We start from the raw sequence: 23,368 nt of genomic DNA on the forward strand, positions 1-23,368 counted from the left end.
GTTGCGGGACTTGGGCCGGGTTGTCCTCAGGGATGGATCAGCTCAGGAATCCGCGCGCATCCACCCGCCACCGCTCCAGCGATGCGCCGGCGCTGTCCGTGACAATCAATTCCTCAAAATTGATGACAACCGGGCAGACGTGGTTCGGCACGATCGGAAGCACCGTGCCGACGCTCGGGCGGAATTCGTTAGCCGGCAGCGGCAGAAACCCGTGATACTCGTTGAGCTTGGAGAGAATGGCCGACGTGCCGGCGACGGCCCCGTAGCCAATCTCGGGGCTGCCTTCCCGGCTTAGTGCTTTGCTGCCTACATCCAGGATGACCTGATCGGGAACCCAGCTGCTGACCACTGTGCCAGCGACGAACAGAGCAATTTGATCTTCAGTGCAGGCCCCGAGCCGGGTGTTGTTCAAGTCATTGAACACATATTCTCCGGGCCGGATCTCGGTGATCACGCTGCTGGTGGCGGAGAACTCCACGGTGGGTGTGGAGCCCGCACTGACCACCTCGGGGCTGATGCCCACCCTGTTGAAGCTGCGCACCGCTGTGGTGAGCGCGGCCTGCTGGTCCAGTGCCGCGCCCTTGCGGGCGTCACGGTTGGAGCTTCCGTGACCCGGATACGTGAAGATGCCAACCGGGACCAGTCCGCGCCTGCGGGCGGCAACTGCGAGGTCGCCTGCGATCTCGGGTGGCGCCCCGGAACGACGAGCACCGCAGTCCACCTCGATCACCACCTGCAGCCGTTCGGCGTCAGTTCCCATCGCATCAGCCAGTGCATCGATAGCCGCGAAATTGTCGACACCGACCCGCAGACGGGTGGTGACGGCAAGTTTGCGGATCCGCAGGCCTTTCGTTCCCGAAGGCCAGATCGGGTAGGCGATGAAGATATCGTCGAAGCCTGCTGCGGCGAAGATTTCGGCCTCACCAACGTTTCCTGCGGTGATTCCGACAGCTCCGGCCTTCACCTGGCGCCGGCCGATTTCGACACACTTATGTGTTTTTACGTGCGGCCTGACGTCGAGGTTATGCTGGGCGGCGAAGCCCTGCATGCGATCGATGTTGTCCTGCATCACGTCGGCCAGAACGATCGGGGCAGGGGTATCGACTCGCCCGGCGAGGGCATTGAGTGCTCCCTGAATACGGTTCACGCTTGTTCTCCTCCTGAATTTGCCGCCAACACGTCCGCCCCTAAACGGCTGTGCAGATCATCTGGATCTCCACAGGAGTGTTCAGCGGCAGCCCGGCGACGCCGATCGCGGTGCGGGCATGCCGTCCGTTCTCGCCCAACACTTCGATGAGCACTTCACTGGCCGCGTTGGCGACCCGCGACTGCAGACCGAAATCCGGCGCGCTGGCCACGAAGACCAGCATCTGCACGACCCGGACCCGCTCCAGATCCCCCACCGCCTGCACGGCGGCGGCGAGGCAGTTGACAACGGCATGGCGGGCGAGGTCCTGTGCCGTCTCCAGCCCAACGTCCCTGCCGACGATCCCCTGGCCCAGCAGGACACCGTCCTTGTAGGGCAATTGGCCGGAGATGTGGATGCTGGAATCCACCGCCCGGTGGTGCACGAAGTAGGGGTTATCCGCGAGGACCGGTAGCTCCAGGCTGAGGGCCTCGAGCCGATCCAATGCCGAGGCGCCTTTTACGGTTTGAGGTAGTGGCAGACTCATCTGTACCCAGGTCTCCCTTAGGAGGCAGCGGGACGCGGCAGGCCGAAGAGGACGGGGAGGTCGGCGATGTCGGTGATCCGCTCGTAGCCTAGCCAGTGCTCGTCGTGCTCGAAGCCGCGGTCCACGTACACCTTGTTCTTGATGCCCAGGGTGGCCGCGGATCGCAGGTCGTACATCGGGCTCGCGGAGACGTGCACGATCTCGTCGGGTGTCACGCCAAGCTTGTCGAACATGTACTCAAATGCACCGAGCCGTGGCTTGTACGTGCCCATCTCCTCCGCACTGATGATGACTTCGAAGGGGGCCTTGAGGTTCGCCGCGAGGCGCGCGGCATCCGCGGTGTCGCTGTTCGTGATGATGACCAGCGGAATGTCCTCAGCCAGGCGGTTCAGCGCCTCGGTGACACCTGGGTACGGGCCCCAGGTGGGGACAATCTCGTAGACCGCCTGAGCGTCGGCCTCACGGTACTCAAGGCCGAGCCTGCGGGAGGCGCGTTCCATGGAGTTGGCGATGATTTGGCGGAACGGCTTGTAATCGCCCATGCACTCATCGATGCGGTACGCCTTTGTGGCCTGCAGGTACTCGTCGGCGATCTCGGCCGGCAGCCGGTCGCCAAGGACCTCACGGGTGGCGTCCGCGATAGCGAACTTGATCAGTGTTCCGTTCATGTCGAACGTAGCGAACTTCGGTTGGGTTTCGAATGCCATTTGTCCTCCAAATATTCTGCGCTCGTCGATTGTCGACGAGACGTGGGATGGAACTTCTCGGCTAAAGGCTCATGAGAAGTGCCGTCGATTGTCGACAATACTAGTCTTCTGTAAGGAGTGTCAACAGTTTGCTCTGTACGACTCGGAACCTTCCGATGCCCCTGTTGCGCCCGTCGAAACCGGCCCTGTCAGCCGTTTGCAGTCCCCATGCCGGGCTGTACCCGCACGAAGTCGACCTTGTTCCCGGGATTTGTCCGGCTGTTCTGGTGACGTGAGAAACCCTTCGCGTTCAAGTGGTTCTGTGCGCGGTACTCGGCCAGGGCTTCATCGTAGGCCCGGTTGAGCCTCCGGCCGGAGACTTCCTCCACCGAACCGTCGGAAAAGGTGATGGAGATCCGGACGCTGGCCGGGAAGTGCCGGTTCATCCGGATGAAGCCTTCGGCATCCTGCTGGAGGTTGATCACTGTGGCCCGCCTTCGTGGTTGTGGCTTCCAGTCTTAGCACAACGACGGCGGGAGGTTGGCAGAATTTGCCAGCCTCCCGCCGTCGTACTTCAGAACGAGACGCTAACCCGCCAGGCCGGCGAGGCCGAAGATGGTCGCAGCGATGGCGAAGCCCATGACGCCGATGAGGGTTTCCATGACGGTCCAGGTCTTCAGGGTGGTCTTGACGTCCATGCCGAAGAAGCGGCCGACAAGCCAGAAGCCGGAGTCGTTGACGTGGGAGACCACCACGGAGCCGGCGGCCACGGCGATGACGAGGGCCGCGATCTGCATGCCGTTCAGTCCGGCGGCCGCAACACCCGGGGCGATGAGGCCCGCCGTCGTGGTCAAAGCAACCGTGGCCGAGCCCTGGGCGATGCGCAGGATGGCGGAGATCAGGAAGCCCGCGAAGATGAGCGGGATGCCAATGCTGCCCAGGACGTCGGCCAGGGCGTCGCCAATGCCGGAGGTGCGCAGGACGCCGCCGAACATGCCGCCGGCGCCGGTGATAAGGATGACGGAGCAGACCGGGCCGAGCGAGGACTCGAGCAGCTTTTCCAGGGCGCCGTTTGTGGTTCCGCGCCGGGCGCCGAGCACGAACATCGCCACGAGGACGGAGATGAGCAGCGCAACCGGGGTTTCACCGAGGGCGCGCAGCAGCTGGAACCACTGCGCGTCCCGAACGCTTTCCGGGAATACGCCGGAGGCGGCGAAGGTGTTCAGGCCCGTGTTGATGAAGATCAGGACGAGCGGCAGGAGCAGCAGCCCAATGATGGTGCGGAACCGCGGCGGGTGGGACAGGGCTTCGGCGTCGGCGTGGCCGAGGAGTTCCGGGACGGGGAGCTGCAGCTTCTTGCCGGTCCACAGGCCGTACAGGTAGGCGGTCACGTACCAGGTGGGGATGGCCGTGATGAGGCCGGCGACGGTGACCAGGCCGACGTTCGCCTCGAAGAAGGCCGACGCCGAGACGGGGCCCGGGTGCGGCGGCAGGAAGATGTGCATCACGGAGAAGGCGCCGGCAGCCGGGAGGCCGTAGCGCAGCACTCCCCCGCCCAGGCGGTGGGCCACGGCGAAGACCACGGGGAGCATGACTACGAGGCCGGCGTCGAAGAAGATCGGGAAGCCGAAGATCAGCGAGGCGAGGCCGAGCGCGAACGGGGCGCGCTTTTCACCGAAGATGCCGATCAGGTAGTCGGCCAGGACTTTGGCGCCACCGCTGGTTTCCACGATGCGGCCGAGCATCGCGCCCAGGCCGACGAGCAGTGCCACGGTTCCGAGGGTCGTCCCGAAGCCGTTGATGAGCACGGGCACCACCTGGTTGGCGGGGATCCCGGTGGCGAAGGCGGTGGCGAGGCTGACTACGATCAGCGCAAGCAGCGCGTGCATGCGCAGCCTGATGATCAGGAACAGCAGGACGGCGATCGCGGCCGCGGCGATGAGCAGCAGTGGTCCTGCGCCCAGCGTTTGGGTCCATCCTTCGATGGTCATGGTTCTCCTTTGAAACAGGGTGTTGAGGTTGGGGAGTCGAGAAGAGTGGGGGTCAGTGGGCGCAGCGCGCCGGGTCAGAGCCGGTTTCGGTGCCCGAGCCGGTTTCGGTGCCCGGCTCGGCCGGCAGTTCGAGGGCGGCCAGGATGCCCGCGATGAGTTCCTGCGGGGAACGGGAGATGTCCAGGCGCAGGCTTCCCACGGCGAGTTCCTCGTCGGTCAGAGGTTCCAGCGTGGCGAGCTGGCTGGGCAGCAGCGTGGGCGGCATGAAGTGGCCCTCACGTCCCTGCATCCGCTGGCTGAGGAGGTCGGCCTCGCCGTGGAGGTGGATGAAGAGCACGCGGCCCTCCGCTTCCGACAGCAACTGGCGGTAGCTCCGCTTGAGGGCGGAGCAGGTGAGGACGGTGCTGCGGCCGGCGCGGGCCTTCCCGGTCATCCAGTCCTGGATCTGCTGCAGCCAGGGCCAGCGGTCCTCGTCCTGCAGGGGGGTGCCCTGGCTCATCTTGTCGATGTTGGACTGCGGGTGGAATTCGTCGGCTTCGGCGCAGGCCCAGCCAAGCTGCTTGGACAGAGCGGCCGCGATAGTGGACTTGCCGGAACCGGCAACGCCCATCACCACCAGATGCGTGGCTGGGTACTGCATGTTTACCTCCGAAGAAGACGTCTTTGGCTTGTGGAAGAAGCTCGTTTGGCGGTCCGAGTCGAACTGCGCTGGAGATAAGGTATCACCTTTCATTCACAAAGATACTATCTTTTGGTGTCACAGGTCATACCTTTCTATAACCTTCGGCTACGCTGGTGATGGCGCTTCGGGCGCGGACGGAAGGCAGGACCATGTCGACGGCGACAGCAGACCACGGGAATGACGCGAACGACGGCGGGTCCCCCGCCATGCACGAACGCGTGCTTGACGCTGTGGGCGTTGCCATTGCCGGCGGGGAGCTTCCGCCGGGAAGCCGGCTCACCTTGGAGGGGCTGCAGCAGGAGTACGGAGTGTCCCGCACCGTTGCCCGCGACACCATGAAGGTCCTCGAATCCATGAACCTGGTCTACTCACGGCGCCGCGTCGGCATCGTGGTGCAGCGTCGGGAAGTCTGGAACGTTTTTGATCCCAAGCTGGTGCGGTGGCGCCTCGCCTCCGAGCGCCGCGCCCGGCAGTACAGCAGCCTCACGGAGCTGCGCATCGCCGTCGAACCCATCGCGGCGGCGGGGGCCGCGCGCAGGGCGAGCGCCGAGGAGCGCAGCCAGCTCGTCGCCCTGGCGGCGGACCTGAGGCGGCTGGGCGAAGCGGGCGAGCTGCAGGCCTTCCTGGCGGCGGACATCGCCTTTCACAGCCTGCTGCTGCGGAGCTGCGGCAACGAGATGTTCTCCGCGCTCGAGGGGATGGTGGCCGAGGTGCTCACCAGCCGCACCCATCAGGGGCTGATGCCGTTCAAGCCCCGGCCCGAAGCCCTGGACGCGCACGAAGAGGTCGCCGCGGCGGTGGCCGGAGGGGACACAACGGCGGCAGAGTCGGCAATGCACCACATCCTGAACGAGGTCCGAGAGGCTATGGGCCTTCACTAATCCCCTCTGGTGCCGCTTTCCCGCTAAGCGCATAATCTTAGGGCCGCTCCAAATTCGCGGACATAATGAACGAGCGGATCATTCACCGGCTGCACCCAAAAGGCCGCCGGCATTCTGGCGAACGCGGGCCCGGGCTGGCCCGCTGGCTTCGCACCCCTGCTGAAAAAACGGTCTCAGAGGGTAGAAAGACAATGCTGCATCGCACCAAAAAGGGACTCATGTCCATGCTCGTCGCCGGCGTCCTGACGGCCGGGCTCATGCCCACCACTGCCGCCGCCCATGGTGGCGGGGACGACGACGATAAGGATAGGAAGCTGACCTCCGAGCAGCGCAAGCTGGTCAAGACCCTGAAGGACGTCACCGAGGAATACCGCTCGCTGGCTGAGGCGAAGGAGGACGGCTACAAGAAGGTCACCCCATGCGTGGCCAAAAAGGGCGTGGGCGCAATGGGGTTCCATTACGCCAAGAACTCGCTGATTGACGCAAAGACCGACCCCCGCAAGCCGGAGATCCTGGTGTACATGCCCAACAAGGAGGGCAAGTACAAGCTGGTAGCCGTCGAGTTCCTGTCAACTGCTAAGAAGCGTCCGGAAATTGCTGGCGTGAAGTTCGAGAACGGACCGTTCCCCGGCACGTTCGCCCTGCACGCATGGATCTGGCGCGACAATCCTGACGGCATGTTCGCGGCGTACAATCCCAGGCTCCACTGCCCCAAGTAGCGTGAGCCCCCGCCGGTTGAACTGGTTCGCCGGTTGAGCCTGTCGAAACGTACCGCACATTGATCTCGACAGGCTCGATCAGCGGTCAGTAGCTCACTTTGCCTCTGCTCGCCAGGCGTCCGACTTCCCGGACTTCCAGGAAAAACTTCACACCGCCGTCGGTCAGCAATGTCCGCCGCCAGCCGATCCTTTGAGGCTCCAGCAGATGGAGGCAACCGAGGGCTCCTCTGACAACTTGGTTGATTTCCCTTGCCCACTCCTCGGGAATCGGCTCACCGGACCGCGTGACGAACCCGGCATCCTCCAGGGCAGCGCGGGCCACCTCCACCTTGCGGTTCCACGGCGGGGCGATGCCGCTCAGATGCCAGTGCGAGTAGAGGCGGGTGACGAGATAAACGGCGTCGTGCTTGGGCCGGGCGATGGCGTCGACGGCGTAGTCCCAGAGGTCGTCGGGCCGCTCCAGCGCGCGCCTGCCCCGGGGAGTCAGCACAAGGCGCCCCTTTAGGTTCCGGAGCAGTTTCCAGTTGATGAGGTGCTGCCGGAGTTCCATCACGGGCCACACATTCACCTCCCGGTTCGCCTTTCCCACGACTGAATCGCTCCAACCGAGCTCCTCCACGGTCCGCCGCACCAGGTCCGGCTTCAGGTAGCCGTCCTTGGTGAGTTGCACGCCGTCGGGCGACGCCTGTTCCAGCAGCCACCGCACCGGCCGCAGCACGGCGTCGCGTTCCTCCTCCGTGAGGGGCCGGGGCCACCACTGGAGGCTGAGTATCCGCAGCTTGCGGTTTGTGGAGCGAAGGTCAAAGGCTGATGCGTCGAACTGGGAGTCAAAGTCGCCGGTCAGCTGATAGAGCCAGCTGCTTGCATCTCCGTGTTCCGGGTGGGTCTTGTCCGCCAGAATCTGCACCAGCCGCCGGTAGCCGCCAGCGCCGCCGGAGTCCTCCACCGGCCCGCGGTTGGCTCCACCAGTGCAAATGAGATCGCCGGGACCCAGCCCGATGGCGCCAAGGACCTCCACGTGATGCACCCAGCCGTCGCCGAAGTCGTACTCGTAGTCAAAAGCGGAACGTTGCGGCTTGCTGGGGTCCAGGAGGTCGGAGAGTACGACGACGGAGGCCGGTTCCGCTTCGTAATCTTCCGTTTCGGGGTCCGGAAGGCCCGTTAGAGTCCTCGGCTCACCCTTGCCGCTCATGTACCGGATGCCGTAGAGGTGACGGTCCTCCCATCCGAAGGCCACTTGGACGGCCAGATGGAACTGAGGGACGGTCAGCGCCGACGGAACCTGAAGCCGGCGCCAGATCTCCGGTTCCGTACCCGTGATGCTGATCCGCAGGTCAAAGGCGGGGACGGCACCGGTTGATTGCATGAGGACCATTGTTTCAGAGTGCCGCTAGTTGGGCTGTCGAAACCTGGCGCCTTGACCTCGGCAGCCTCTCGATCGGCGGTCAGCAGACCCGAGAGCTCTGGTCCGGCGCAGTCCGCAGGTCTACGATGCAGGTGCGCGCCTGCGGTCGCCGCCGTGCCGCAGCACGCGTCAGAGCAACTGCGTGGGAGGACACGTCATGGAATGTATTACGTGGTTTGTGCCGATATTGCCCGGCAAGCTGGACGAGTGGAAAGGGCTCATCGAGGAGATTCACGGCCCCCGGGAGGAGGAACACCGGCGTTCCCGTGAGCGCATGGGACTGACCCGCGAAGTCGTCAGCCGCATGCAGACGCCGCAGGGGGACTTTGCCTGCCTGTTCCATGAGGGCGAGGATCTGGCCAAGTCCTTCCAGACGGCCGCCATCTCGGACGATCCGCACGATCAGTGGTTCAGGGAGAAAATCCAGGCGATTCACGGCATCACGGCCGACATGCTGCAGGGTCCCCTCCCGGCGACACTTCATTACGATTTCAAGGCCGGGTGACCTGCGGACGCCGAGCAGCTCCGGCGCCCGTAGCGCTGCCTGCCTAGGAATACCTTCCGGAGGCTGAAGACCCCCGCGCCGGAGGCGTTCCTGCGGCTAACTGCACACTTGGATTAACAATAAAGCAGGGCCCGTCCGGAGACGGGCCCTCGGTTTCTGGTCTGCCCTGCAAGGTTTTCCCAAGGTCGCAGGACTAGAAGTGTAACTCCCCGGATGACCGTAGATTCATCCGTCAGGCGTTGAACGTCGTCGCGCGCATCCGCATGCATATCTCCCATTGTCAGGCCCGGTCCCCCGGGATTTCCCCCAGATGACAGAGAGGTCATCATGCGCATGGTCATCCGATTCCTCACCCCTTTGACGGTGGCTGGACTACTTGCTGGACTGCTTATGGGCCTCGCCGCTCCGGTCGCGAGTGCCGCCGTCGTACAGGTCAGCGCAACGGTCGAAACTGCCCCGATGCATGGGACAGGGGATGCTGCGGACGACCCCGCCATTTGGCTCCATCCCACCGACCCGTCGATGAGCACCATCATTGGCACGGACAAGAGCAGGGATGGGCGCGGTCTCGTCGTCTACGACCTGTCTGGACGGGAGTTGTTCTACTACCCCGATGGGCGCATGAACAATGTTGATGTCCGCTATAACTTCCCCCTCGGCAGCAGCCGCGTCGGCTTGGTCGGTGCCTCAAACCGGGAACGGAGCCTTGACTTCTATAGGGTCAACGAGTCGGACCGCTCGCTGACAAAGGTGGGCAGCTTCACGCCCACTGCCAACATCGGCACGCCCCGCGGATTCTCGTTCTACCACTCCCCGGATACGGGTAAGTACTTCGCTTATGTCACCGATATCGGCAAGGTCGAGCAGTGGGAACTTGACGGCTCCACCGGCTCAGTTACCGGCCGGCTCGTGCGCAGCTGGACGGTGAGCGGTCCGGCGCACACTGAGGGTCTGGTGGCCGACGACGAGATGAAGCGGCTCTACATTGCGCAGGAGGACGTCGGCGGAATCTGGCGCTACGGCGCCGAGCCCGGGGACTCAACCGCCGGGACGAAAGTTGTCAGCACGATCGAGAACGGCGGCGACATCGTCCAGGACATCAAGGGCATCAGCATCTACTACGGTAGTGGTGGCGCCGGTTACCTGCTGGCCGCGAGCCAGGGCTCCAACCAATTCCACGTCTATGCCCGCGACGACAACCGGCCGCTGGGAGCTTTCGCCATCCCGGCCGGGAACGGGATCGATGCTGTCACCGGCATGGACGGGATAGACGTCACCAACTTCGGCGTCGGCGGGCCTTTCCCCCAAGGCTTCTTCGTCACCCAAGACACAGCCAATGACAACGGGCTGCAGCAGAACTTCAAGCTGGTGCCATGGCAGTCCATCGCTGCCGCCTACGCCCCGGCTTTGCTCGTCGACGCGGTCTACGACCCGCGCAAGATCGGGGCGGGGACCACCACCCCCGATCCGCCGGACACCACCATCACGAGCACGCCGGCCAACCCGTCGAGCTCCACATCGGCTCAGTTCAGCTTCACCTCGGCATCCAGCAGCGCGACCTTCGCCTGCTCGCTCGACTCGGCAGCATTTGCCAGCTGCACCAGTCCGGCGTCGTACTCCGGACTCCTCGATGGCGCACACACTTTCCGGGTTCGCGCCTCTGACCAGAACGGCGGTGACCCGTCCCCCGCCAGCTATACGTGGACCGTGGACACGACCCCTCCGGCAGGGGACACCATGCCGCCGGAGACGTCGATCACGTCGGGACCACCTGCGTCATCGACGTCGACCAGCGCCTCCTTCGCATTCACCTCGAATGAAGCCAATTCGACGTTCCAGTGCAGCCTGGATGGTGCGGCGCGCGCCGCATGCACGTCGCCCCAGACCTACACCGGTTTGTCCACTGGATCCCACACATTCGATGTCTGGGGTACTGACGCAGCCGGCAACACTGACCTGACAGCAGCGAGGCATGCCTGGAGCGTCGGCTCCGGCGGCGGCACGACGGAGACCGTGACGCTCACGGCCACCGCTGACACTTACGTGTCCAGCGGGGCCTCGGGGACGAATTTTGGCACGGGCACTGTGTTGGGTGTGGACAGCAGCCCGGTGGAGGCCACGTACTTCAAGTTCGACCTCTCGGCATATGCGGGCAGGACGCTGCAGAGTGCGACGTTGCAGCTGCGCAGCGCCGGGAGCGGATCGACCGGCAGGCAGAACGTCAAGCTGGTCGCCACTGACACCTGGACCGAGAGCGGGACCGGCGCGATCACATACACCAACCGCCCGGCGCTCGGCACCACCAGCATCGGCACGCTCGGCCCGACAACGACCAACACCAACTACAACGTTCCGCTGACCGTCAGCGGCCTGACCGGTGAACTCGGCCAACAGCTCTCACTCGGTATGGACTCCAGCAGCAGCGACGGCCTGGACCTCAACTCCAAGGAGGCCGGCAGCGCGGCCGCACCCAAGCTCGTCCTCACGGTCAGCGGCAGTGGCGGTGGCGGTGGCTCTGATACGACGGCTCCGACGGTGACGGCTACGTCTCCGGCTGATGGCGCGGCTGGTGTAGCGGTTTCGGCGAATGTGACGGGGTCGTTCTCGGAGGCGATGGATGCCTCGACGCTCACGTCGAATACGTTCTCTCTGAGGACTGGGACGACGACGGTGCCGGCATCTGTGACGTACGGCGCGGACAGGGTCGCGACGTTGAACCCGACTGCGGACCTGACGGCGAATACGACGTACACGGCGACGATCAGGAGCGGCCCCGACGGGGTGAAGGATCTTGCCGGTAACGCGCTGGCGACGGACAGGACGTGGACCTTCACCACGGCTGCCGCGGTCGGCGGCACTTCCGAGACCGTCACGCTCACGGCCACCGCTGACAGCTACGTCTCGAGCGGGGCGACGACGACGAACTTCGGCACGAGTACCTTGCTGGCTGTGGACAACAGCCCGGTGGCGCACACGTACTTGAAGTTCAACCTCTCGGCCTATGCAGGCAGGACCCTGGAAAGTGCGACGTTGCAGCTGCGCAGCGCCGGGAGCGGATCGACCGGTACCCAGAACATCAAGCTGGTCGCCAATGACGGCTGGACCGAGAGCGGGACCGGCGCGATCACCTATAACAACCGTCCGGCGCTTGGCACCAGCATCGGCAGGCTCGGCCCCACCACGACCAACACCAACTACAACGTTCCGCTAACCGTCAGCGGCCTGACCGGTGAACTTGGCCAACAGCTCTCACTGGGCCTGGACTCCAGCAGCAGCGACGGCCTGGACCTCAACTCCAAGGAGGCCAGCAGCACCGCCGCACCCAAGCTCATGCTCACGCTGAAGAGGTAGGTACAGGTTCCCTGCTAATGGCCCGGATCGTGGTCACGCTTGGTCGGCCGATAGCCAGCAAGTTCGGCGCGGACGTCGCCTTCCTCGTGCCCGCCCTTTCCCTTGCCGAGCGGCAGCGCTTTGAGCAGCGGGTGCACGACAGCCATTACAGCGATGCCCCAGACGACTCCGACGACGGCCGAGCACAGGGTGTTCACGAGCCAGGCCAGGAATCCGCCCACCACCGCGATTCCGACGAAGGGGTGCTCGAGGGCATGGACCAGGTCATACGGCGCGTGCCAGCCGAGGTCGTGGGCTCCCTGCAGCATGATGTGGCCACCAACCCAAAGCATGGCGATTGTCCCGATAGCGGTGATCGCGGCCAGCACGGCGGGCATCCCCTTGACGAGCAGCTCGCCGAAGCGCTTGGAGCGCGCGGAGTCTTTGGTAGTCAGGTGCAGGCCGATGTCGTCCATTTTGACGATCAGTCCGACGGCACCGTACACGAGCACCGTGATCACCAGGGCCACGACGACCAGAATGATCGCCCGGGACAACAAGGAATCTCCGGCCACCTCGTTCATCGAGATGACCATGATTTCGCAGGACAGGATGAAGTCGGTGGTGATGGCGCCCTTGATCACCTTGGTTTCCGCTTCGGGGCCCCGTTCGACCGCCGGGGCTTCTTCGTCCGCGGAGTGGTGGCCGCGGAGCTTGTGCCAGACCTTTTCGGCACCTTCGTAGCAGAGGTAGGTGCCGCCCAGCATGAGGATGAACGGGATGGCCCCCGGGAGGAAGGCGCTAATGAGCAACAGTGCCGGCAGGATGATCAGCAGCTTGTTCCGGAGCGAGCCCCAGAAGATCCGCTTGATCATCGGCAGCTCGCGGGACGGGTCTGCCCCGGACACGTACTGCGGGGTGACGGCGGCGTCGTCGATCACCACGCCGGCGGCCTTGGCCCCAGCCTTGGCGGCTCCGGCAGCGACGTCGTCCACCGAGGCGGCCGCTATGCGGGCCAGGGCGGCGACGTCGTCCAGCAGGGCGACGAGACCGCCGCTCACAGGTCGCCCCGGTGCTGCTCGAGGGCGGACGGCTGGGCGTGGGTGCCTCGGTTGAGTCGCGTGATTGGCATGTTCGGAGTATATGTCTTACGACAGCCGCGCACCGATTCGGGCCCAAACTGCAGATGCTGCCAACCTCCGTTCGAGGCGTGCAGGCGGCACAAGGAATAACGAAAAAACAGGGCCCGTCCGAAGACGGGCCCTGCTCGAAACCTAACGGTCCCGGTTCTCTAGGAAATTAGAGAGCCTGGATGTTGACAGCCTGGGGACCCTTGGGGCCCTGCTCGGTGTCGAAGGAAACCTTCTGGTTCTCTTCGAGGGAGCGGAAGCCGCCGGAGTTGATCGCGGAGTAGTGCGCGAAAACGTCCTGCGAGGAGTCGTCCGGGGAGATGAAGCCGAAGCCCTTTTCAGCGTTAAACCATTTGACGGTACCAGTAGCCATTATTTTTGTCCTTCGTGAAGGTGGAGGGAAAGTCCCGACTTTCGGGCCCTCCGGTGTGGGGTGTTCAAAACCGCTACTTCAGAAGAACGCGGACTTTCGACCGCGCGTACTGCCTGAACTACCAACTGCATAAACACAACAACGAGTACAACACTACAGGAGATTTTCACCACCGGTGACCACGGCTTCCGGCCAGGACCCAGACCCGGCCGCCGTCCGGTATCACGACGGCGGTCTGCCGGCTTGGGTGTCGACCGGTGCCGGGTGCGGGAATATGCTTCAGACAAGTCCAGCCTCTCCCGCCACCCCACCGCCAAGGAAGTGTTCAGAATGCAGATGCCCAAGCCGTCCGAGGAGGACAAGGAGCGGTTCCGTGCTGCCGTGCCGGATCATCCGGACGTGGTGGTGAAGCCGATGTTCGGAAACCTCGGCGCCTTCGTAAACGGGAACATGTTCGCCGGGCTGTTCGGTCCCACCATCGGCGTCCGGCTGTCCGAGGCCGACCGAACACTACTGGAGAGCTCCGAGCGGACCGTGCCGTTCGGCCCGGAGGAGCGGCCGATGGGCGGCTATGTCGGACTGCCCGAGGTGTGGAACGAAGAAGGCGACGGCGATCAAGCGCGGGCACGGGCGTGGGTGATGAAGGCCTACGCCTATGTGGCCGGACTGCCGCCAAAGGAGCCCAAAGCACCCAAGGAACCCAAAGCGCGCGGCCAGAAGAAATAGCGCCCGGGGGATTTCGCGGGCCGCTGCCGGCAGGACTCCGGCTGCGGCCGCTAACCGGCAGCACCTCGCGGTGCCCCACCGTTAACCCCCGGTTCACGCTGGGATCAGGGGCTGTAAGAATTCCCTGCATACCGTCGGCTCCATGGACAACATCTCACGCAGGTCAATTCTTTCCGCCGGCCTCGGGGCCGGACTGGTCGCCGCTTTGCCGGGTGCCGCCGTCGCGGTTTCAACTACGGACGACGCCGGGCTCCGCAGCGATCCCTTCTTGCTCGGCATCGCCTCCGGCGAGCCGTGGCCGGACGGCTTCGTGCTGTGGACGCGGCTGGCGGTCGATCCGCTCGCCGAAGACGGCCTGGGCGGCATGCCTTCGCGCAGCGTTTCCGTGGCCTGGGAGGTCGCAGAGGATGCCGGCATGCGGAAGGTGGTGGCCCGCGGGGTCGAGCAGGCACGGATCGAGAACGCCCACTCGGTCCATGTGGAGCTGCAGGGCCTGAAGCCAGGGCGTGAGTACTTCTACCGCTTCCGCAGCGGCCGCCACATCAGCGCCGTCGGCCGGACCCTCACCAGCCCGGCGCCGCACGAGACGCCGGCCGCCCTGGCCATGGCGTTCGCGAGCTGCTCGCAGTATGAGCACGGCTACTTCACGGCCTACACCCGCCTGGCCCAGGATCACCCGGACCTCGTGCTGCACCTGGGTGACTACCTGTACGAGTACAAGAAGGGCAGCTACCTGATCGGCGGCGGGAACCCGCGCGACCACGAAGGACCGGAGACGGTCACCCTGGAGGGTTACCGGCAGCGGCACGCGCAGTACAAGTCCGACGCCGACCTGCAGGCCGCGCACGCAGTCGCACCGTGGCTGGTGGTCTGGGATGACCACGAGGTGGACAACAACTGGGCGGACGAGGTTCCGGAAAACAACGATCCGGCCCAGAAGAACGACACCACCGAGCGGTTCCGCGAGCGCCGGGCCGCGGCCTTCCAGGCGTACTACGAGAACATGCCGCTGCGCCGGTCGTCCGTGCCTGCCGGCTTCGACATGAAGATCTACCGCACCATCCAGTGGGGCCAGCTCGCCAACTTCCACATGATGGACACGCGGCAGTACCGGGACGACCAGCTTGCCGGGGACGGCTGGAAGAAGAACGTCACCGAGCGGCTGGCCGAGAACCGCTCCATCACCGGCGCGGAGCAGGAGAAGTGGCTGCTGGACGGCTTCCGGAACTCCACGCAGCGCTGGGACATCCTGGGCCAGCAGGTGTTTTTCGCCGAGCGCGACCGGAACAGGGCCCCCGAGATCGACGACTTGTCCATGGACGGCTGGGACGGCTATGCCGCTTCCCGCCGCCGCATCACCCAGGGGTGGGTGGACGCGAACGTGCGCAACGCCGTCGTGCTCACCGGTGACGTGCACCGGAACTGGGCGAACGACCTCAAGGTGGACTACAAGGATCCCGCGTCGCCGGTGGTCGGCTCGGAGCTGGTGTGCACGTCCATCACCTCCACGGGCAACGGCTCCGGCTCCACCGCGGATCCAGTCATGGCGTGGAACCCGCACCTGAAGTTCTATAACGACAACCGCGGCTACGTGAACGCGCGGATCACCAGGGACTCACTGCAGGCAGACTTCCGCGTGCTGGACTACGTCACGGCGCCGGGCTCCCCTGTGTCGACGAAGGCTTCGTTCGAGATCCAGGACCGCGTGCCGGGACTGGTGGCGCGCGGGTAGCCGCCTTTTCTCTGAGCGCGACGCCCCGGCGGGGCATTTCTGCACCGCTTTGCAACCGCCAAAGCCTGGGCGCCCCCGGAATTCCGAGGGGCCAAGGCTGGTGCAGCACGGAATGTGGTGCAGATTTGCGCCGAGGTGACTTCCTTTTGCTGCCTTGACGCCTGCCCTTGAATGCCGCACAAGGGCACTCTAAAATTAGAGAACCTAGTTTTAGAAGGTGACGCCATGGAGACGGCACAAGCGGGAACCTCGCCAAGGCCCGCACAGAGGGGCGGCGGTTGAGATGGACTGGCAGGGCTGGGCGCTCTTCGGACTGCTCGCCACCGCGGCCCTGACCGTGGTGATGATTGCCGCCCAAATGGCCGGCTGGACCCGGCTCGATCTGCCCCTGGTCCTGGGTACCCTCGTCACCCCGGATCCGGACAAAGCGAGGGTCGCCGGGTTCTTTATCCACTTGGCGGCGGGGCAGGCCTTCGCCCTCGGCTACGCGGCGGTGTTCGCGCTGCTTGGCCGGGCCACGTGGTGGATCGGTGCCCTGCTGGGGCTGTTGCATGTTGCCGTGGCGCTGACCGTGATTCTCCCCCTGCTGCCCGGCATACATCCGAGAATGGCCACCACCAGGGCCGGTCCGGAAAGCCGCGCGACGCTGGAACCTCCGGGCCTGCTGGCCCTGAACTACGGGATCCAGACGCCGGCGGTGGCCGTGGCCGCCCACGTGGTCTACGGCTCGCTACTCGGACTGCTCCTCACGGTCTACTGACGCCTCTCAATACGAGAGAAGGTGAACGCATGGCACCCGTTAGCACCCCCGCCCTGTCGGATTACGGGCTGCTGGGAGATACCCGCACGGCCGCCCTGGTCTCGGCCGACGGCAGCCTCGACTGGCTCTGCGCGCCCACCTTCGACGGCGAACCTGTCTTCGGCGCCCTGCTCGGCGGGCCGGAAGCGGGCACTTTCCGTGTGGGTCCCGCCCTGCCCGCGCCGGCCGTCGCCCGCCGCTACCGGCCGCACACCGCCACGCTCGAGACGGTATGGTCCACGGGCGGAGGCACGCTGTCGCTCACGGAAGCCATGGTGGCGGAAGTGTCGGGCAGCCTGCTGCCCACCACCCTCCTCATCCGGCGGCTGTCCGCCCATGGCGCCCCGGCCGAGGCCGCCGTCGACTTTGACCCGCGCCTCGGCGAGCGCCACCTCCACCCCCGCGTCCGGCCGGGCCGGCACCTGGTCTGCGAGTGGGGCCCGCTGGCGTTGTCACTCGGCTGCAGCGGCGGGATGAGGATTACTCCGGGGACGACGACGGCACTCACCGTCGAGCCCGGCCGTCCCGTCGTGTTCGTGCTCGCCGTGGCCTACGCGGAACCGCTGATCTGGGTGGACCCGGAATCCGCGTGGGATCTGGTGGAAGCCGACGAGTCGCGCTGGCGGGAGTGGGCGTCGGGCATCAGCGGGGACATCCCGTTCCGTGACGCCGTCCTGCGGAGCCTGCTGACGCTGAAACTGCTGACCTATTCCCCCTCGGGCGCACCCGTCGCGGCACCCACCACGTCGTTGCCCGAGGACCCTGGTGGTGTCCGGAACTGGGACTACAGGTACGCGTGGCCGCGGGATGCCAGCATCGGCATCGGCGCGTTCCTGGGCGTGGGCAAGGACAGCGAGGCCCTCAACTTTTTGAACTGGCTCCTGCATGCCAGCAGGCTGGAGCGGCCCCGGCTGCCGGCCCTGCTTACGCTGACGGGAGGGCATGTCCCCCGCGAGCGCACGCTGGAGAACTGGCCGGGCTTCCTTGGCAGCGCGCCCGTGCGGGTGGGCAACGGAGCCGCGCACCAGCACCAGCTCGACGGTTATGGCTGGGTCGTCGACGCCGCGTGGAACCTGGTCCGGCAGGGGCGCCGGCTCAATTCAGAGACCTGGCGGGCGATGCGCGGCTTCACCGACCTCGTAGCACGGCGCTGGCCGGAGCCCGACGCCGGCATCTGGGAGATCCGGGCCGACGCGGCCCACCACGTGCACTCGAAAATCATGGGCTGGCTCGCGCTGGACCGGGCACTGCGCATCGCCAAAAGCCGTCGCGTCAGCGCCCGGCGGCAGCGGCGGTGGGAAGCAGCGAGGACCGGACTCGCCGCCGACATCAGGACCAGGGGATTCGACGCCGCCCGGAACACCTACACCCGCTCGTACGGATCCGCCGACCTCGACTCGGCCCTGCTGATCCTGCCCGTGACCGGCTTCGAGTCACGGGACTCTTTGCGACTTCAGGGGACGGTGGATGCGGTCTGGGTGGAGCTGTCGGCCGGCTACCCCTTCCTCTACCGCTACCCGCCGGGCCAGGACGGGCTGGCCGGGGACGAGGGGGCGTTCCTGCCCTGCTCGTTCTGGCTCGCCCAGGCCCTCGCCCTGACGGGAAGGGCAACGGAGGCCGCGGAGATAATCGAGGCGCTTCTTGGGATCGCCGGTCCGCTCGGCCTGTTCAGCGAGGAGATCGATCCTGCCACCGGGGTCTTCCTCGGCAACTACCCCCAGGCCATGACCCACGCCGCGCTGGTCCAGGCAGCCCTGGCCCTCCGCGACGCGGCGCTGGTCGAGTGTGCTAATACCGAGCCCGCCGAAACCAAACCCGCCGGTTGAGCCTGTCGAAACCCAGCCCGCCGCAATCAACCCGCAGACAACGCCAGCCCCGGGTTCTACAATGAGCTTTCACAAGCAGGTGCGCGGGCGCTCCTGCTTCGTTCGTAGGCGGTGAGGCTGCCTTGGACGGATCATGAATGGGGATGACTGATCATGAGTGACGGCGCATCTGACTCCGGACCAGAACCACGCGCCGTCCCACCACGAAAACCGGCCAATCCGCCGCGGATCGGAACAGCAAAAGACAGTTCGACGGCGGCCAAGCGACCGCCCGCTTCGCCAGCCACGCGGGGGGTGAGCAGGGACGCGGCGCCGGCGCCGCCGCTCGACAACTATGCGGAGTTCATCGGACGGCTGGACGCAGCTGCCGGGAAACTCACTCCGCGGCGGGATGCCCTGGCCAAGGCCCTTGGCGCTGCGGAGCTGCTCTTCAACCAGAACCACGCCGGGCTCGAACTATGGGGTCAGCGCCTCTCCCTCATCAACCAGCTCCTGGCCCGGCACACGGCAGCCCAGCACGCGCGGCGGTACAGCACGCTGAAAGAACTGCATGACGTTGCATTCAAGATGGAGCAGATGTTCACCAGCCGCACCCAGCGCGTGCAGGGAGTGTGCCGCGCGATCCGGGCGCGCCGGGACCAGATCAACACGTCGCTGTTTGAGCTTGAGAAAAGCAGGGTCAAACTGACGTCGTCCCGGATGCTCGCGCTGGAGCGGGAGAACCTCCGGAAGGTTGCCAATGATCTTTCGGTCCCCGCGGAGGGCATCAATCTCGGCTTCCCGGACCCGGGGCTTCGGGAAAGCCTTCGGGAGGCGCGGGAAGCGATCATCCTGGCCGAGGCCCTGCTGGAAGTGAAAGGGAACTGATCATGCCAACTCCACGGACAGAGACCCGGGAAATCTGCAGCTTCACTTCCAAGGACTGGACGGGCAGGCCGGCCGACGGTGCGGGCGCCATGTTCGGCGGATTCTCCGTCATCGGCTTCGTCCTATGCCTGGTCCTGATGACCTTCACGCCCGGCCTCAGGGACGTCGGCGCCACGATGCTGTTTGTCGCGCTCTTCGCCTCGACGTTCACGGTCCTGGGAATCCTGGGCAAGAACTCGAGTGAGCGGACATTCCTGGAGCGGCTGACCGGCACTGTCAACGAAGTGGTTCTTGAACTGACGGCGGACAGGACGAACCAGCTCTCGCCTGATGAGCTCCGCTCGCTGCTCGTCGAGGGCGGGAGCCTCCCGCTGCTGGTGAACGGCGTGTCCGGCCTGCACCTGATGGTCATTCCGCAGCCCTCGCCGAAGCCGAAGCAGTACGCCAAGCCGAAAACGGAAGTGGTCACCACCACGCGCATCGTCATCGCAGCTACCCCACCGGATTACGGCATCAGCAGCTTCGACCGGCTGCTCGAAACCGCCACCACCGATCCGGGCTTCAATTCGGCCGCCTCGTAGCGCACGCGGGCTGCGGGCCCGGCAAGCCCCGAGTTTTTGGCCAGATATCGCGACTTGAATCGTGCCAAGGGTGGATTATCTGGACAAAAACTCGGGGTGAGGCGCTAACGGGGATTGAAGGGCGCGCCCGGCCAGGCCGGACGAGCCCTACACTTTGCGCGGAACCCAAGCCGGGCTTCAGTCGATGAGCACCGGAGGCTCGACGCGCTCCGAAGAATGAGCGCGGCCCGGGGTCTTGGCGGAGCGCTTCATGGAGAGGTCCATGGAACGGTGGTGCAGCCAGTTCCCCACCGCCAGGAGAACCACGAGGCCGAAGGTGCTCAGGAGCTGGGGACGGGAATCCTCGCCGATGAAGCCGACAGTGAAGATGGCCGCGAGAATGAGCAGGCCAAGGCCTGTCAGCCAGGGGAAGCCCGCCATCCGTAAGGGAAGGAAAATCCCCTCACGGTCGGCGCGGAGACGCAGTGCAAGCTGGGCGAGCAGTGCGGAAGTCCACACCAGCAGGGACGTCGAGCCCACGATGTTCAGCAGGAGGGGTAGGACCTTCTCCGGGAAGGCAACCTCGAGCACGGCCGTGACGACGCCGAAGGAGACGCTGGCCAGGACGGCGACAACCGGGACCCGGGCCTTGGACAGGAAAGCGAGCGAGCGCGGCGCTTCGCCCCGTTCGGCGAGCGAGAACGCCATCCGGGAGGCGCCGTAGAGGTTGGCGTTGAGGGCAGAGAGCAGAGCTGCGACAGCAACCAGGGTGATGGCGGTGGCTGCGCCGGGCATGCCTGCGGCCTCCAGCACGGCAGCGAACGGGCTCTTCAGCCCCGCCGATCCCACGGGAACCACGGCCGCGATGATGAAGATCGCGCCGATGTAGAAGATGAGGATGCGCCAGAGGACCGTGCGGACGGCCTTCCCGACGCTGCGGGCAGGATCCTGGGTTTCGGCTGCGGCCACGGAGACAATCTCCGTGCCGCCGAAGGCGAAAGCCACAACGAAGAGCGCCGTGGCGATCCCCGCGAAACCGTGCGGCGCGACATCGCCTCCCGTGAAGTTGGCCAGGCCCGGTGATTGGACGCCCGGCAGCCAGCCGAAGAGCAAGGCCGCGCCGATGAGGAGGAACCCGACGATTGCGGCCACCTTGAGCAGCGCGAACCAGAACTCGAATTCGCCGAAGTTCTTCACCCGGGTGAGGTTCACGGCGGTGAGCACCGCGATGAACACGAAGGCCATCAGCCATACTGGCAGGGCGGGGAAGATCGTGGAAAGCAGGCCTGCCGCACCGAGCGCTTCAGCCGCGATAACAACCACCAGCTGCAGCCACCAGAGCCAGCCCACCGTGGCGCCGGCCACGGGCCCGAAGGCCCTGGCGGTATAGACGGAGAAGGCGCCGCTGTCCGGGTTGGCGGCAGCCATTTCACCAAGGGCCCACATCACCAGGATGATGAGGGTACCGGCGACCAAGTAGGAGATCAGCACCGCCGGGCCGGCGGCCTGGATGCCGGCGCCCGAACCGATGAAGAGACCCGCGCCGATGGCGCTTCCGAGTCCCATCATTGTGAGCTGACGGGGTTTAAGGGCGGCGCCAAGCGCCGGGGCAGACGTCATTGTCTGTTGTTCCATGGGTAGTCCTCTGGGTTGTCGGTCGAACGGGTAAAGGTAGAACGGGCAAAGGTGGAACGGATGGGGGTTTCAGGCCGTGTGGGCTGCTGGGACGGCCTTCAGAACCTGGAGCACGCGGTCGTTGGAAGCGGGGTCGGCAACGGTGATCCGGATGCCGTCGCCCTGGTAGGCGCGGACCAGGATGTCCGCTTGGTCGAATGCGGCCACGAGCCTCGCCGTGAGGTCATCATCGGCCCGGATCCATAGGAAGTTGCCTTCGCTTGGCTGCAGTTTCCAGCCCTGGGCTTCCAGCTGTGCGGCCAGCCGGGAGCGCTCTTCCTTGACGACGGCGACCCTCGCCTGCATCTCGTCGGCCGCGTCCAGCGAGGCGACGGCTGCCTTCTGGGCCAGGGCGGTCACGGAGAAGGGGATGGCGGTCCGGCGCAGTCCCTCCGCGATGTCCGGCGCGGCCACGGCGTATCCCACGCGCAGGCCGGCGAGTCCATAGGCCTTGGAGAACGTGCGAAGGATGCAGACGTTCGGGTAGTCACAGTAGAGCGCGAGGGAGTCAGGCCCGCTGCCTGCTTCGGCGTATTCCACGTAGGCCTCGTCGATCACCACGAGGATGTCGGACCGCACGGAGCGGAGGAACGCCTCGATGCGTTCATGGCTGATCGGGACGCCCGTCGGGTTGTTGGGGGTGCAGAGCAGGACCACCTTGGTCCGCTCGGTGACGGCTGCGGCCATGGCGTCAAGGTCGTGGCCCTCGGCGTCGTCCAGCGGGATGCGGACGGGCCGGGCGCCTGCCAGCTCCACCAGGATGGGGTAGGCCTCGAAACTCCGCCACGCAAAGATCACTTCATCCCCGGCGTCGCAGAGCCCGGTGATGATCTGCTGGAGGACGCCGACGCTGCCGGGTCCCACCGCGACTTCCCCGGCGCTGACGCCGAGGTGCCCGGCGATCCGTTCCCGGAGTTCGACGGCGGCCATGTCCGGGTAGCGGTTCATCCGGCCGGCCGCTTCGGCCACGGCCGCGGCGGCCGCGGGCAGTGGTTCATAGTGGCTTTCGTTGCTGGCGAGGGCTGCGATGTCCTCGCCGGCACTGCGCCGGCCGGGTACATAGGACGGGAGGCCGGAGACCGCCGCACGCAGGATGGGGAGCGCGGTTTCGGCAACCGTCAGGATCTGATCAGTGGTCATGAGGCTTGATCATGGAAGTGACCCCGGCCACATTGCAAGATACTCTAGGGCCCTTGGGATTTCTGCTCAACTTCTAATGTCTGTGGTGAAAATATGACCATCCCTCCTGCCCGCACCTTTGATTCACTGGACGCCAGGATCATCCTCGCCCTCGACAAGGACCCCGAAGCCAGCGCCCTGGCACTTTCCCGGACACTCGGCGTCGCACGGAACACGGTGCATGCGCGCCTGTCGAAGCTGGAGCGCGGCGGCGCCCTTCGGTCCTTCAGCCGGAGGCTGGATCCGGCGGCCTTCGGCTACGGCCTGATGGCCTTCCTTTCCCTGGCCATCAGCCAGACCCGCGCGGGCTCGGTGGAACACGGACTCGAAGCGATCCCGGAGGTCATCGAGGTGCATGCCACCACGGGGGATGCCGATCTCATGGCCAAGGTGGTGGCCCGGGACACGGCCGATCTTTACCGCATCACCAACCAGATCTTGGAAATCGACGGGATCCAGCGGACCAGCACGGCCATTTCAGTCCTAGAACTCATGCCGCCCCGCTTCGACGGCCTGCTGAACCGGCTGTCGCAGCAGGAATCCCGCTCATCGGGCTAACGCAGAGTGACCCCCGCCACAACTGTGCAAATTGGCATTAGTAATACGTTTGACTGCCAAATATCCTAACCA

At 65.5% G+C, this 23,368-nt stretch carries 22 protein-coding genes; 11 read left to right on the forward strand and 11 right to left on the reverse strand.

From position 1 onward, the window contains the following. Positions 1-37 precede the first annotated feature (37 nt). The 6 genes from ACIP9X_RS18165 to ACIP9X_RS18190 form a co-directional block, all read right to left on the reverse strand. A complete protein-coding gene (locus tag ACIP9X_RS18165; protein WP_400481156.1) occupies positions 38-1,147 on the reverse strand; it encodes an alanine racemase in 1,110 nt (369 codons plus the stop codon). A gap of 40 nt (positions 1,148-1,187) precedes the next feature. Continuing rightward, the gene (locus ACIP9X_RS18170; RefSeq protein WP_400481157.1) at positions 1,188-1,631 is read right to left on the reverse strand and encodes a RidA family protein; all 444 of its coding nucleotides are present in this window, start codon (positions 1,629-1,631) and stop codon (positions 1,188-1,190) included. A gap of 59 nt (positions 1,632-1,690) precedes the next feature. Beyond that, positions 1,691-2,380 (reverse strand): haloacid dehalogenase type II, encoded by a 690-nt coding sequence (locus tag ACIP9X_RS18175; RefSeq protein ID WP_400481158.1) that lies wholly within the window; start codon positions 2,378-2,380, stop codon positions 1,691-1,693. Positions 2,381-2,568: 188 nt separating this feature from the next. After that, positions 2,569-2,844 carry a hypothetical protein gene (locus ACIP9X_RS18180; protein ID WP_400481159.1) on the reverse strand — a complete coding sequence of 92 codons (276 nt, stop codon included), beginning with the start codon at positions 2,842-2,844 and terminating at the stop codon, positions 2,569-2,571. A gap of 102 nt (positions 2,845-2,946) precedes the next feature. Beyond that, positions 2,947-4,350: a GntP family permease gene (locus ACIP9X_RS18185; protein WP_400481160.1), complete on the reverse strand. Its 1,404-nt coding sequence runs from the start codon at positions 4,348-4,350 to the stop codon at positions 2,947-2,949. A gap of 52 nt (positions 4,351-4,402) precedes the next feature. Continuing rightward, complete coding sequence (locus tag ACIP9X_RS18190) at positions 4,403-4,990, reverse strand: gluconokinase (RefSeq protein WP_400481161.1); 588 nt, start codon at positions 4,988-4,990, stop codon at positions 4,403-4,405. Positions 4,991-5,181: 191 nt separating this feature from the next. Here ACIP9X_RS18190 and ACIP9X_RS18195 point away from each other — a divergent pair, with 191 nt between their 5' ends. Together ACIP9X_RS18195 and ACIP9X_RS18200 are read left to right on the forward strand one after the other, a co-directional pair. Next, the gene (locus ACIP9X_RS18195) at positions 5,182-5,913 is read left to right on the forward strand and encodes a FadR/GntR family transcriptional regulator (protein WP_400481162.1); all 732 of its coding nucleotides are present in this window, start codon (positions 5,182-5,184) and stop codon (positions 5,911-5,913) included. 191 nt (positions 5,914-6,104) lie between these two features. After that, on the forward strand, positions 6,105-6,632 hold the full coding sequence (locus ACIP9X_RS18200) for a hypothetical protein (protein WP_400481163.1): 528 nt from the start codon (positions 6,105-6,107) through the stop codon (positions 6,630-6,632). 85 nt (positions 6,633-6,717) lie between these two features. Here ACIP9X_RS18200 and ACIP9X_RS18205 read toward each other — a convergent pair whose 3' ends face one another. Beyond that, positions 6,718-7,998, reverse strand: a complete 1,281-nt coding sequence (locus ACIP9X_RS18205) for a plasmid pRiA4b ORF-3 family protein (RefSeq protein WP_400481164.1) — start codon at positions 7,996-7,998, stop codon at positions 6,718-6,720. 196 nt (positions 7,999-8,194) lie between these two features. Between ACIP9X_RS18205 and ACIP9X_RS18210 the strand changes: the two genes are divergently transcribed. Both ACIP9X_RS18210 and ACIP9X_RS18215 read left to right on the forward strand, forming a co-directional pair. After that, complete coding sequence (locus ACIP9X_RS18210) at positions 8,195-8,542, forward strand: hypothetical protein (RefSeq protein WP_400481165.1); 348 nt, start codon at positions 8,195-8,197, stop codon at positions 8,540-8,542. 327 nt (positions 8,543-8,869) lie between these two features. Next, positions 8,870-11,893, forward strand: coding sequence for a phytase (locus ACIP9X_RS18215; protein WP_400481166.1), 3,024 nt, complete (start codon positions 8,870-8,872; stop codon positions 11,891-11,893). 14 nt (positions 11,894-11,907) lie between these two features. Here ACIP9X_RS18215 and ACIP9X_RS18220 read toward each other — a convergent pair whose 3' ends face one another. Further along, positions 11,908-12,933, reverse strand: a complete 1,026-nt coding sequence (locus tag ACIP9X_RS18220) for a DUF808 domain-containing protein (protein ID WP_400481167.1) — start codon at positions 12,931-12,933, stop codon at positions 11,908-11,910. Positions 12,934-13,171: 238 nt separating this feature from the next. Next, complete coding sequence (locus ACIP9X_RS18225) at positions 13,172-13,375, reverse strand: cold-shock protein (protein ID WP_309109126.1); 204 nt, start codon at positions 13,373-13,375, stop codon at positions 13,172-13,174. 330 nt (positions 13,376-13,705) lie between these two features. Here ACIP9X_RS18225 and ACIP9X_RS18230 point away from each other — a divergent pair, with 330 nt between their 5' ends. From ACIP9X_RS18230 to ACIP9X_RS18255, 6 genes are all read left to right on the forward strand, one after another. Next, positions 13,706-14,101 carry a TfoX/Sxy family protein gene (locus ACIP9X_RS18230; protein WP_400481168.1) on the forward strand — a complete coding sequence of 132 codons (396 nt, stop codon included), beginning with the start codon at positions 13,706-13,708 and terminating at the stop codon, positions 14,099-14,101. Positions 14,102-14,243: 142 nt separating this feature from the next. After that, the gene (locus ACIP9X_RS18235) at positions 14,244-15,833 is read left to right on the forward strand and encodes an alkaline phosphatase D family protein (protein WP_400481169.1); all 1,590 of its coding nucleotides are present in this window, start codon (positions 14,244-14,246) and stop codon (positions 15,831-15,833) included. 283 nt (positions 15,834-16,116) lie between these two features. Then, entirely contained in the window at positions 16,117-16,593 is a 477-nt protein-coding gene (locus tag ACIP9X_RS18240) for a hypothetical protein (protein ID WP_400481170.1), read from the forward strand. A 29-nt stretch (positions 16,594-16,622) separates the two neighbouring features. Beyond that, positions 16,623-18,458, forward strand: coding sequence for a glycoside hydrolase family 15 protein (locus ACIP9X_RS18245; RefSeq protein ID WP_400481171.1), 1,836 nt, complete (start codon positions 16,623-16,625; stop codon positions 18,456-18,458). A 294-nt stretch (positions 18,459-18,752) separates the two neighbouring features. After that, the gene (locus tag ACIP9X_RS18250; protein ID WP_400481172.1) at positions 18,753-19,325 is read left to right on the forward strand and encodes a hypothetical protein; all 573 of its coding nucleotides are present in this window, start codon (positions 18,753-18,755) and stop codon (positions 19,323-19,325) included. A gap of 2 nt (positions 19,326-19,327) precedes the next feature. Beyond that, the gene (locus ACIP9X_RS18255; RefSeq protein WP_400481173.1) at positions 19,328-19,906 is read left to right on the forward strand and encodes a hypothetical protein; all 579 of its coding nucleotides are present in this window, start codon (positions 19,328-19,330) and stop codon (positions 19,904-19,906) included. 177 nt (positions 19,907-20,083) lie between these two features. Here ACIP9X_RS18255 and ACIP9X_RS18260 read toward each other — a convergent pair whose 3' ends face one another. Continuing rightward, positions 20,084-21,520, reverse strand: a complete 1,437-nt coding sequence (locus ACIP9X_RS18260) for an amino acid permease (protein ID WP_400481174.1) — start codon at positions 21,518-21,520, stop codon at positions 20,084-20,086. A 69-nt stretch (positions 21,521-21,589) separates the two neighbouring features. After that, positions 21,590-22,699: a histidinol-phosphate transaminase gene (gene hisC / locus ACIP9X_RS18265; protein WP_400481175.1), complete on the reverse strand. Its 1,110-nt coding sequence runs from the start codon at positions 22,697-22,699 to the stop codon at positions 21,590-21,592. A 93-nt stretch (positions 22,700-22,792) separates the two neighbouring features. Between hisC and ACIP9X_RS18270 the strand changes: the two genes are divergently transcribed. Then, on the forward strand, positions 22,793-23,296 hold the full coding sequence (locus ACIP9X_RS18270; protein ID WP_400481176.1) for an Lrp/AsnC family transcriptional regulator: 504 nt from the start codon (positions 22,793-22,795) through the stop codon (positions 23,294-23,296). The last annotated feature ends 72 nt before the right edge of the window (positions 23,297-23,368 follow it).

The organism is Arthrobacter sp. NPDC093125 (genome assembly GCF_044754225.1).
Lineage (GTDB): Bacteria > Actinomycetota > Actinomycetes > Actinomycetales > Micrococcaceae > Arthrobacter.

What these genes read in the sequence shown, in the direction of transcription:
- ACIP9X_RS18175 (WP_400481158.1), bottom strand. Translation starts at nt 2,380, where the DNA reads ATGGCATTCGAAACCCAACCGAAGTTCGCTACGTTCGACATGAACGGA.
- ACIP9X_RS18185 (WP_400481160.1), bottom strand. Translation starts at nt 4,350, where the DNA reads ATGACCATCGAAGGATGGACCCAAACGCTGGGCGCAGGACCACTGCTG.
- ACIP9X_RS18190 (WP_400481161.1), bottom strand. Translation starts at nt 4,990, where the DNA reads ATGCAGTACCCAGCCACGCATCTGGTGGTGATGGGCGTTGCCGGTTCC.
- ACIP9X_RS18195 (WP_400481162.1), top strand. Translation starts at nt 5,182, where the DNA reads ATGTCGACGGCGACAGCAGACCACGGGAATGACGCGAACGACGGCGGG.
- ACIP9X_RS18200 (WP_400481163.1), top strand. Translation starts at nt 6,105, where the DNA reads ATGCTGCATCGCACCAAAAAGGGACTCATGTCCATGCTCGTCGCCGGC.
- ACIP9X_RS18205 (WP_400481164.1), bottom strand. Translation starts at nt 7,998, where the DNA reads ATGCAATCAACCGGTGCCGTCCCCGCCTTTGACCTGCGGATCAGCATC.
- ACIP9X_RS18210 (WP_400481165.1), top strand. Translation starts at nt 8,195, where the DNA reads ATGGAATGTATTACGTGGTTTGTGCCGATATTGCCCGGCAAGCTGGAC.
- ACIP9X_RS18215 (WP_400481166.1), top strand. Translation starts at nt 8,870, where the DNA reads ATGCGCATGGTCATCCGATTCCTCACCCCTTTGACGGTGGCTGGACTA.
- ACIP9X_RS18225 (WP_309109126.1), bottom strand. Translation starts at nt 13,375, where the DNA reads ATGGCTACTGGTACCGTCAAATGGTTTAACGCTGAAAAGGGCTTCGGC.
- ACIP9X_RS18230 (WP_400481168.1), top strand. Translation starts at nt 13,706, where the DNA reads ATGCAGATGCCCAAGCCGTCCGAGGAGGACAAGGAGCGGTTCCGTGCT.
- ACIP9X_RS18235 (WP_400481169.1), top strand. Translation starts at nt 14,244, where the DNA reads ATGGACAACATCTCACGCAGGTCAATTCTTTCCGCCGGCCTCGGGGCC.
- ACIP9X_RS18240 (WP_400481170.1), top strand. Translation starts at nt 16,117, where the DNA reads ATGGACTGGCAGGGCTGGGCGCTCTTCGGACTGCTCGCCACCGCGGCC.
- ACIP9X_RS18245 (WP_400481171.1), top strand. Translation starts at nt 16,623, where the DNA reads ATGGCACCCGTTAGCACCCCCGCCCTGTCGGATTACGGGCTGCTGGGA.
- ACIP9X_RS18255 (WP_400481173.1), top strand. Translation starts at nt 19,328, where the DNA reads ATGCCAACTCCACGGACAGAGACCCGGGAAATCTGCAGCTTCACTTCC.
- ACIP9X_RS18260 (WP_400481174.1), bottom strand. Translation starts at nt 21,520, where the DNA reads ATGGAACAACAGACAATGACGTCTGCCCCGGCGCTTGGCGCCGCCCTT.
- hisC (WP_400481175.1), bottom strand. Translation starts at nt 22,699, where the DNA reads ATGACCACTGATCAGATCCTGACGGTTGCCGAAACCGCGCTCCCCATC.
- ACIP9X_RS18270 (WP_400481176.1), top strand. Translation starts at nt 22,793, where the DNA reads ATGACCATCCCTCCTGCCCGCACCTTTGATTCACTGGACGCCAGGATC.